We start from the raw sequence: 8,939 nt of genomic DNA, 5'->3' as shown, positions 1-8,939 counted from the left end.
CCTGGCATTGCCGACCATTCGTGACCCGACATGGAAGCTGATCGTCTACGGACTATGTGTATGAACGTTGATAATCACCTCGCAACTTCCGGAACTCTCGCACCAGACCGGGCAAACCACCATCAACTCGCCGGCCCCGAAAGAAGATGGCTGGTCGGCGAGGTAAGAGGAAGCTCGTTTCCGAGGGGCCGGGGTGCTGCTCTCGGGTATCCCGCAGTTCACCTCCCTTCAAGGTCAATTGGCGGATTCCTCTGCAGGCTCTACTTTCCACCCACCTGCGACGGAACCGGAAAGATCGAACCTATTGTTGCTGTTGGCATCCGGCGCCCTGAATGGCTAGTTGATTGCGAATAGCAGACGTTTCGAACCGCTTCCTTCAAACGAGTGTTCCTGTGGCGCTCCATGCGATCTCAAAAGCAGAGAACGAGAACAGCTTTCCGTTTGCCGGGCTGATTTCCGTTCCCCGATCAACACAGAGACTAGTATGCACCGTCTCCACGTTTGCGGACCGTACAAAGACTGGCCGCCAAAGCGGCTAGCAAGCAGAAGACCGCGATCCTGTTGCCCTTTTCGACGATGTTAAGCGCGAGGTTCGCCCCCCATGACGCCAAGTCCGCTTAGACCGATTGCCGCCTGTGACATGTGATACTCCTCGATCCGGCCGGCCACCAAGACCTGTAAACGCCTGACCCGGCCTTTCGGCTAAAAGGCGAGCTGCACCTTCATCGAGCGACTCCGGTCGCCGGCCGCCTCAAAGGCGGCTACGGCGTCCTCGAGCGGAAAGATGCCGGTCAACAAGGGAGCAAGATCCACCCTGCCGGCATTGATGAGATCGACGGCGAGGCCGAACTCCTCATGGAAGCGGAACGTACCCTTCATCTCGATCTCCTTAGCCACCACCATGTTCTGCGGGATGGAGACGTCACCGCCGAGACCGAGCTGCACGAGCACCGATCGCGGCTTGAGGACCTCGAGGCCGGAGCGGACCGCCTGACCGTTGCCGGAGGCCTCGAAGTGGACGTCGAAATAGCCCTTGTTCGCCGAATAGGCCGCTAAAGCGTCGAGGCTTTCGGCGACATTGATCACGCGATCGGCGCCGACCGCCAAAGCCTTGTCGAGAACGGCCTGCATGACGTCGGTGGCGACGATCTCGCGCGCGCCGTGCGCCTTGGCGGCGATGATCGCCAGTGCCCCGATCGGACCGCAGCCGGTGACGAGGACGCGCTTTCCGATCAGCGATCCCGCGCGGGAGATGGCGTGAAGGGTGACGGCAAATGGCTCGGCCATCGCTGCCTGGTTGATCGACACACCGTCGGCGATCTTGTGGCATTGCCAGTCCTCGGCGACCAGGCGCTGGCGGAACGCGCCCTGAATATGCGGCACCACCATGGCGCTGCCATAGAAGCGCATGTTCAGGCACTGGTTCTGCTGCCCGACGAGGCAATAGGCGCAGGCATTGCAAGGGCGGCTCGGTGAGACCGCGACGCGATCGCCGAGCGAAAGACGCGACACCCCTCCGCCCAGGGCCCTGACGGTGCCGGCGACCTCGTGCCCGAGCACCATAGGCTCACGAATGCGGATCGTGCCGAAGCCGCCGTGATTGTAATAATGGAGGTCCGACCCGCAAATGCCTCCGGCCTCGATCGCGATCTCGACCTGGCCTGGTCCGAGTGCATCCTGTTCGGTGTCCTCGACCCGAAGGTCCTTGGCGGCGTGAATAACGACGGCTTTCATGGGAACCTCAGACGACAGGGGTGATGAGTGGCTGACCGGCAAAATGCGCAGCGAGATTGTCGCGCACGAGCTGGCCCATCGCCTGCCGCGTCTCAACGGTTCCCGACGCGTGATGTGGCTGTAGCACCACGTTGTCGAGGGCGAGGAAGCGGCGATCAATGTTGGGTTCGCTCGCAAAGACATCGAGAGCCGCGGCCTTGATGGTCCGGCGTTCCAGCGCGTCGATCAAGGCGCTCTCGTCGACGGTCGATCCGCGCGAGATGTTGACGAGGATGCCGTTTGCGCCGAGCGCTGCGAGCACCGGTGCATCGACGATCCCCCTGGTGCTCTCCCCGCCCGCAAGCGTGACGATCAGAAACTCTGAGCGGCGCGCGAGCTGGGTCAGGTCGGGCACGAAATTATAAGGCAGGTCCGCCCGCTGGTTTACGTCAAAGTAGCTGATCTCGCAGTCGAACCCCGCCAGCCGTTTGGCGACGGCCGATCCGATGCGGCCCATGCCGACGATCCCGACCGTCTTGCCGCACACACGGGTCACGAGGCCCATATTGCCCCTCGCCCAATGGCCATCGCGGACATAGGCATCGCCCTTAGGGATCTGACGGGCGGCCGCGAGAAGCAGAGCGACGCCGAAATCGGCGACATCGGCCGTCAACACGTCCGGCGTGTTGGTCACACGGATGCCGTTCGCCCTGGCATGGGCGAGATCGATCGCATCGGTGCCAACACCGTAGCAGGAGACGATTTCGAGTTTCGGAAGCGAGCTCATCAGCGCGGCGGAAGCCCCGAGTTCGCCGCGGGTGGCGATTGCCCGAATGTTCGGCGCGTGCTGCGCGAGGAAGGCTTCACGGTTTGCTGCCGAATAGATCTTGTGGACCTGGTAACGCTCTTCGAGGTCGGCAAGGTCCCAGTCCGGATACGGCCCCATCAGCAGGATGTCCGGTTTCGTCATCATTTTCCTCCCGTGGTTTCTTCGGTGGTCGAGCGACCCCAGCGGATCGCCAGGTTGTTCATCGCCAGCGCGACGATGCGCTCCGGCGACTGATCGATCTCGATCGTCACGACGTCCGCCTCGCCCGAAGGCAATTCGAGCGTGGCGAGCTGGCTGTCGAGCAGCGACAACGGCATGTAGTGGCCCTCGCGCTCGCCCATGCGCCGGGCGAGCGTCGCGCGGCTGCCTTGAAGAAAGACAAACGTGATCGGCCGGCCCGCGGCCGCCCGCAGGCGCTGACGGTACGAGCGTTTCAGGGCGGAGCACGACACCACGATCGCTCTCTCGCGCGCCAGGAGCGCACCGATGTCATCGAGCCAGGGCCCGCGGTCTGCGTCGTCCAGCGGAATGCCGCGCCGCATCTTGCCGACATTCGCCGGCGAATGCAGACTGTCTCCTTCGACGAAGGGACAGCCGAGATAATCCGCAAGCCGCTCGCCAACCGTCGATTTGCCGCAACCCGAGACGCCCATGACGACGACCGGGCTGACGCTGCCGTCGGCGTCAGAGGCTTGTGGTGATGCCGCCGTCGACATAGAGCGTGTGTCCGTTGACAAAGGAGGAAGCGCGGCTCGCCAGGAAGACCGCCGAGCCGACCAGTTCCTCGACCTCGCCCCAGCGGGCCGCGGGGGTCCGCTTCTCCAGCCAGGACGAGAATTCCTGGCTGTCGACCAAGGCCTGATTTAAGGGCGTCTTGAAGTAGCCCGGCGCGATGGCGTTGATCTGCAGGCCATACTTCGCCCAGTCGGTGCACATGCCGCGGGTCAGGTTCCTGACCGCGCCCTTGGTCGCCGTATAGGGGGCGATGCCCGGGCGCGCGAGTTCACTCTGAACCGAGGCGATATTGATGATCTTGCCGGCGCCGCGCGCAATCATATGTCGGGCGACGGCCTGGCCGACATAGAAGACGCTGGAGACGTTCGTCCTCAACAATTGCTCCCAGCGCTCGGCCGGGAAGTCCTCGAGCGGCGTGCGGAACTGCATGCCGGCATTGTTGATCAGGATGTCGATCGGCCCGATGTCCCTCTCGATCGCGTCGACCCCGCGATTCACTGCATCGGTGTCGGTCACGTCGAAATCCGAGACCGCAACGTCATGACCGGCCTCTTTGAGAGAGCTCGCAGCCGAGGCCAGCTTCGAACGATCGCGGCCGTTGAGCACGACGGCCGCCCCGTGCTCGGCCAGCCCGCACGCCAGCGCATAACCAATGCCTTGCGACGATCCGGTGACAAGAGCCCGCCTGCCCGTGAGGTCAAAAATTGGAAAAGCCATAACTTCCTATTCTCCTGTGCCGTCGCGCCTGGCGGCGAGTTTGTCGTCTTCGAGGCGTAGCAGATGGCTCGTCAGTCTTCGACGACGAAACCCTTTGCCTTCAACACCGCTTCCAATTTGCTGACCTCGACGACCGACTTGCCGGCCTTGTATGCGGCGATGTATTCGGCCTCGGCATCCTCCCTGGCCCGCGCCAGCTTCGCCACGTCGCGTGCTTCCGATCGTCGCACGACGACCAGGCCGTCCGCGTCGCCGACGATGATATCGCCCGGATGCACGATTTCGTCGCCAATGAGGATTGGCTCGTTGGTGGCGCCGAGCGTCTCCTTGACGGTGCCCTTGATGCAGACGCTCAAGGAAAAGACCGGGAAGCCAAGCTCGCGCAATTGAAGCGTGTCTCGAACGCCGGTGTCGGTTACAAGGCCGCCGATGCCCTTCGCAAGGCAGGCATTGGCGAGGACATCGCCGAAAGACCCCGCCTCCTCATACTCGCCGGCGGAAACGACGATGATGTCTCCCGGCTGCGCGTAATTGATCGCCACCTGGAGCATGATGTTGTCGCGCGGCGCGCATTTGACCGTGAAGGCAGGTCCGCAGAGTTTCATTCTGTAGTCGATCGGCTTCAACCGGGAAGACAGCGCGCCTCTGCGACCCTGCGCTTCGTGAAGGGTCGCCGGCGAAAACTTGGCGATAGCCTCGATCTGATCCTTGCTCGGACGTTCAAACCGTTGCTTCAGTTTGATCATTTGAAGTCTCCTGGGCCACCGACGGCTGCCGGCATTATTTTTGATCAACGCTGCGTGCAGCTCCCGTATGCGGGCGGCGCGCACGATTGCTCGATGACGCGGCCCGCGCTCGGGCCGCATCTTGGGAAAGCGATATCCATCGCCGTTCAGTGATTACGGGATCGGCTCGAACTTCAGTTCGGTGATCGGGACGACCTTGTCCGTGCGGGTCATCTTGTACTCGGTGCTCGGTCCGAGCCATTTGTCCCAGATCTTGTTGATCTCGCCGGACTTGTCTAGCGAGACCAGGATTTCGTTGATCTTCGCGGTCAATGCCGGCTCGTCCTTCTTCATGCCGATGCCGATCGGCTGGTAGAGCATGGGCTCTTCGATCATGCGCATCTCGGCACCCTTGGTCTTGGACTCGTTGACGATCTTGGTCGTCGTCATCGTGTTTGCGACCAGCCCCCGAGCCTTCCCCTGCTGAACGGCGAGATATGCAGAACCGGTGTCCTGGAACGTCAGCGGCTTGGACTCGTTCTTGCGGATGGCTAGTTCGGACGTCGAGCCCTTTGTCGAGGCAAGCCGGACACCGGCAAAATCGGCCTTCTTCTTGCCAGGGTCATCCGCCTTCACGATCAGCATCTCCTTGGCAAGATAATAGGGATGGCTGAACTCGATCTGCTCTGCGCGGCTCAGAGTGTAGGCAAGATTGGCCACCGCGATATCGACGTGCCCGAGCTTCACCTCGGGAACGCGCGCTTCGACCGAGAGCGGCTTGATCTCGGCCTTGACGCCGAGTTCGCGGGCAATCGCGTTGCAGAGATCGACGTCGAAACCCGCCATCTCGCGCGTTTTCGGATCCGGGGCCGCGAAAGGCGGCACGTCGGCAAAGGTCCCGCAACGAATCACCTTGGCCGCGGTGATGTCCGCAAGCTTGTCTGCCTTTGCCGGACCAGCGATCGCGGTCACCACGAGCGCGACGCCCAGGGTCCATGACTTCAATTTCATTGCTCGTTCTCCTCTGGAGTTGGTTTTTGGTTAATGCCGCAGATCGCTCAGGAAGCGCTGCGCTCGCGTCGTTTGGGGGCGAGAGAAGAATTGTTCGGGCGGGGCGGACTCGACGATCTGCCCCTGATCGATGAACCAGACGCGATCCGCGACATCACGGGCAAATCCCATCTCGTGCGTGACGCACATCATCGTCATGCCGTCGGCCGCCAATCCCTTCATCACGGCGAGGACCTCGCCGACCATTTCCGGGTCGAGTGCGCTTGTCGGCTCGTCGAACAGCATCACTGGGGGCTCCATCGCCAGTGCCCGCGCGATGGCGACCCGCTGCTGCTGACCGCCCGACAACTGAGCGGGATAGGCATGGGCCTTGTCGGCCAGACCTACGCGTTCCAGAAGTTGCGTAGCCTTGGCATAGGCAACGTCGCGCGGAACGCCTTTCACCCGGATCGGCGACATCGCGATGTTGTCGATGGCCGACAGGTGAGGAAAGAGGTTGAAGCTCTGGAAAACGAAGCCGATGCGGCTGCGCAACCGGTTGAGCTCCTTGGCAGGCATCGGCCGATGGATATTGTTGCCGTCGCAGATGATCGAGCCGCTTCCGATTTCCTCCAGCCGGTTTACGGTTCGGATCAATGTCGACTTGCCTGAGCCGGACGGGCCGCAGATCACCACGACCTCGCCACGAGCCACGTCGGCATCGATCCCCTTGAGAACCTCGTAGATACCGTAGCTCTTGCGGACGCCTTTGAGCTGAATCATGGGCGAGTTGTTGGAGGGCACGGTCGTGTTCATGATGGCTGATCCGTGAGAGCTGCGAGTTTGAGGGATTTTGCCGTTGGCTGCGGCGCGGTGCCGGCGCGTCTGCGGGTGATCCGGCGCTCCGTGAGCACGGCCACCCGGCTCAGTGACCAGCAGATCACGTAGTAGACCGCAGCGAGGATGAAGAAGACCTGGAACGGCTGGGTCAGCAGTTGATTGTTGATCTGGCTGGCGGCGAAGGTCAGGTCCGGCACGTTGATCACGTAGCCGAGCGTCGTGTCCTTGATCGTCGCAACGAATACCGAAATGATGCTCGGGATCACGTTGTAGAGCGCCTGGGGCAGGATGACGTAGCGCATGGCGCCGAGATAGCTGTGGCCAAGTGCCCGGGCCGCCTCCATCTGGCCGTGCCCGAGCGCCACGATCCCGCCGCGGACCACCTCGCTCAGGAACGCGCCCTGATAGACGACGAGTGTCACCAGCATCGTGAGGAAGCTCGGGACGCTGGCGCCCGTGACGAGCGGCACGAGGAAATAGCCCCAGAGGATCAGCATCAGCAACGGCACGCCGCGGGTGAAGTAGACGAGCGCGGTTACCGGCCAGTTCAGAAGCGGCGCCTTCGAAAGCCTGGCCAGCGCCAGGGCGATGCTCACCGGAAAGGCGAACGCGATCGCGAGGACGGAAAGCAGCAATGTCGCCGCAAGTCCTCCGAGAGGACCGTTCGGATACTGCCCGATGAGCAGCAGCAGCCAATAATCGCGGATGATGGCAATGATGTCGCTGATCATGCTCGTCCGCTCCTGATTGGGTCGGCTCTCCGAGCGATGTAGGCGCCGGCCGCCATGATGATCAGCGAGAAGACGAGGTAGAGGACCGTTACCAGCAGATAGCTCTCGAAGGTGCGGAAGCTTAAGTTTTCGATCTCCTTGACCGCATAGGTGAGTTCCGCCACGCCGATCGCGACCGCAAGACTGCTATTCTTGAACAACGAGACGCTGTGGTTGATCAGAGCCGGCAGCGCATTTCTGGTCCCTTGCGGAACCATGACGAAGCGCATGGCCGAAACATAACTGTGGCCAAGAGCGCGGGCAGCTTCCATCTGACCGGGGCTCACCGCCCGCATACCGGACCGAAGGTCCTCGCTGAAATAGGCTGCCTGGCAGAGGCCCAATCCGATCACCGCAAAAATCGCCTCGGCGTTGTGATCATTCAACCAGAATGTGATCGGGTCCGGCATCAGCGTGAAAATCCCGAAATACCAGAGCAGGAGTTGCACCAGCGTCGGGACGTTGCGGTGATAGGAAACGTAGGCCGTGACGAACCCATTGCCGAGCGGACCAGGCGCGTAGCGAAGGCCGAGCAGAAGCAGTGCGAGCGTCATTGCGAGAACCCAGGAACCGATCGCCACGACGGAGGTCATCTTGATGCCGAGCAGCAGCATCGACATGTATTCCGGATTGCCCAGGATCTCGGATACGTCGAAGCTACTCACGGCTTTGACCCCCGCTCTTCGGAGACTGTGGTTTGGCCGTCTGCAAACCGCCCATCACCTGAAGTGTCGGCGTGATCTCCATGTGACCTATGTTCACTGCGACCGGCGCCGCGATCGCGAAGGCTATGGCATTGGCGATGTCTTTTGCTTCGGGGAGCTCGAAGCCCTCGATGAAGCGCTCGCGGATCTCGGGGCTGTCGCCATGGACATGCGCAAAGATATCGGTTGCGACGCGCCCTGGGCAGATTTCGGTCACGCGGACACGCTTGCCGAAGGCATCGATGCGCAGCTGGTTCGACAGCATGCTGACCCCTGCCTTCGTCGCGTGATAGGAGGAGTTTCCGCCGAAATTGTACGTACCGGCGATCGACGAGATGTTGATGACATGGCCGCGGTCACGCGCCACCATGCCCGGCACCACCATTCTGCAGAGATGAAGGACCGCACGGAGATTGACGTCGACCAGAAGATCGATGTCGCCATCCTCCGCTTCGAGGAACTTCTTAGGGCGGTCGACGCCGGCATTGTTGACGAGAATGTCGAACTCGACGCGACTCGTGAGATCCGCAAGCGCCGCCCTATCCGTGACGTCGATCCCATGCGCCACACAACCGGTGCGCTCCGCGAGCTTGCGCAACGGCTCCGCACTGCGCGCGATTGCGTGCACTTCAAGCCCTTCGGCGCAAAAGCGCTCGACGACTGCGGCTCCAATTCCAGAGGAAGCACCGGTGACAAGGGCGGTTCTGTAATCGGAAAATGGCATCAGCGATCCCCTTTTGTTTCGGGAACATTAGCTGACCTTTCGAGCGCGCGATAATTCCGATTATCTTTGGAGGGATAAGCCTATCTTATGAAGGCGACGACTGCCTTCTATCGGATTGATTTCACTCGGGTAATTTGTATCGTCGCCGCACGGCGGACCAGCTTCCTTCGACCTGAGCCTCGCATTTCTCCC

10 protein-coding genes and 1 pseudogene are annotated in these 8,939 nt (G+C 61.7%); all 11 read right to left on the bottom strand.

Annotated features, from left to right (window positions below):
* Window positions 1-545: 545 nt before the first annotated feature.
* Window positions 546-642 (bottom strand): annotated as a pseudogene (locus tag AYK65_RS33875) (NAD(P)-binding domain-containing protein); the annotation flags it as partial.
* A 60-nt stretch (window positions 643-702) separates the two neighbouring features.
* Window positions 703-1,734 carry an L-idonate 5-dehydrogenase gene (locus tag AYK65_RS18215; RefSeq protein ID WP_081159331.1) on the bottom strand — a complete coding sequence of 344 codons (1,032 nt, stop codon included), beginning with the start codon at window positions 1,732-1,734 and terminating at the stop codon, window positions 703-705.
* Window positions 1,735-1,741: 7 nt separating this feature from the next.
* Window positions 1,742-2,683, bottom strand: a complete 942-nt coding sequence (locus AYK65_RS18210; protein WP_081159329.1) for a 2-hydroxyacid dehydrogenase — start codon at window positions 2,681-2,683, stop codon at window positions 1,742-1,744.
* The gene (locus tag AYK65_RS18205; protein WP_081159328.1) at window positions 2,683-3,258 is read right to left on the bottom strand and encodes a gluconokinase; all 576 of its coding nucleotides are present in this window, start codon (window positions 3,256-3,258) and stop codon (window positions 2,683-2,685) included. Before AYK65_RS18205 ends, AYK65_RS18210 begins: the two co-directional genes overlap by 1 nt.
* Entirely contained in the window at window positions 3,227-3,994 is a 768-nt protein-coding gene (locus tag AYK65_RS18200; protein WP_081159326.1) for an SDR family oxidoreductase, read from the bottom strand. Before AYK65_RS18200 ends, AYK65_RS18205 begins: the two co-directional genes overlap by 32 nt.
* 71 nt (window positions 3,995-4,065) lie before the next feature.
* The gene (locus tag AYK65_RS18195) at window positions 4,066-4,740 is read right to left on the bottom strand and encodes a 4-carboxy-4-hydroxy-2-oxoadipate aldolase/oxaloacetate decarboxylase (RefSeq protein WP_081159324.1); all 675 of its coding nucleotides are present in this window, start codon (window positions 4,738-4,740) and stop codon (window positions 4,066-4,068) included.
* Between the two features lie 153 nt (window positions 4,741-4,893).
* Window positions 4,894-5,730, bottom strand: a complete 837-nt coding sequence (locus AYK65_RS18190; protein WP_081159323.1) for an ABC transporter substrate-binding protein — start codon at window positions 5,728-5,730, stop codon at window positions 4,894-4,896.
* Between the two features lie 30 nt (window positions 5,731-5,760).
* Window positions 5,761-6,525 carry an amino acid ABC transporter ATP-binding protein gene (locus AYK65_RS18185; protein ID WP_081159321.1) on the bottom strand — a complete coding sequence of 255 codons (765 nt, stop codon included), beginning with the start codon at window positions 6,523-6,525 and terminating at the stop codon, window positions 5,761-5,763.
* Window positions 6,522-7,280 (bottom strand): amino acid ABC transporter permease, encoded by a 759-nt coding sequence (locus tag AYK65_RS18180; protein WP_081159320.1) that lies wholly within the window; start codon window positions 7,278-7,280, stop codon window positions 6,522-6,524. Before AYK65_RS18180 ends, AYK65_RS18185 begins: the two co-directional genes overlap by 4 nt.
* On the bottom strand, window positions 7,277-7,984 hold the full coding sequence (locus tag AYK65_RS18175) for an amino acid ABC transporter permease (RefSeq protein ID WP_081159318.1): 708 nt from the start codon (window positions 7,982-7,984) through the stop codon (window positions 7,277-7,279). The genes AYK65_RS18180 and AYK65_RS18175 overlap by 4 nt, the downstream gene beginning before the upstream one ends.
* Window positions 7,977-8,747, bottom strand: a complete 771-nt coding sequence (locus AYK65_RS18170) for an SDR family oxidoreductase (protein ID WP_081159317.1) — start codon at window positions 8,745-8,747, stop codon at window positions 7,977-7,979. The genes AYK65_RS18175 and AYK65_RS18170 overlap by 8 nt, the downstream gene beginning before the upstream one ends.
* Between the last annotated feature and the right edge of the window lie 192 nt (window positions 8,748-8,939).

It is taken from the genome of Ensifer aridi (assembly GCF_002078505.1).
Taxonomy (GTDB): domain Bacteria; phylum Pseudomonadota; class Alphaproteobacteria; order Rhizobiales; family Rhizobiaceae; genus Sinorhizobium; species Sinorhizobium aridi.
This window is presented reverse-complemented; position numbering and strand designations above follow the sequence as displayed.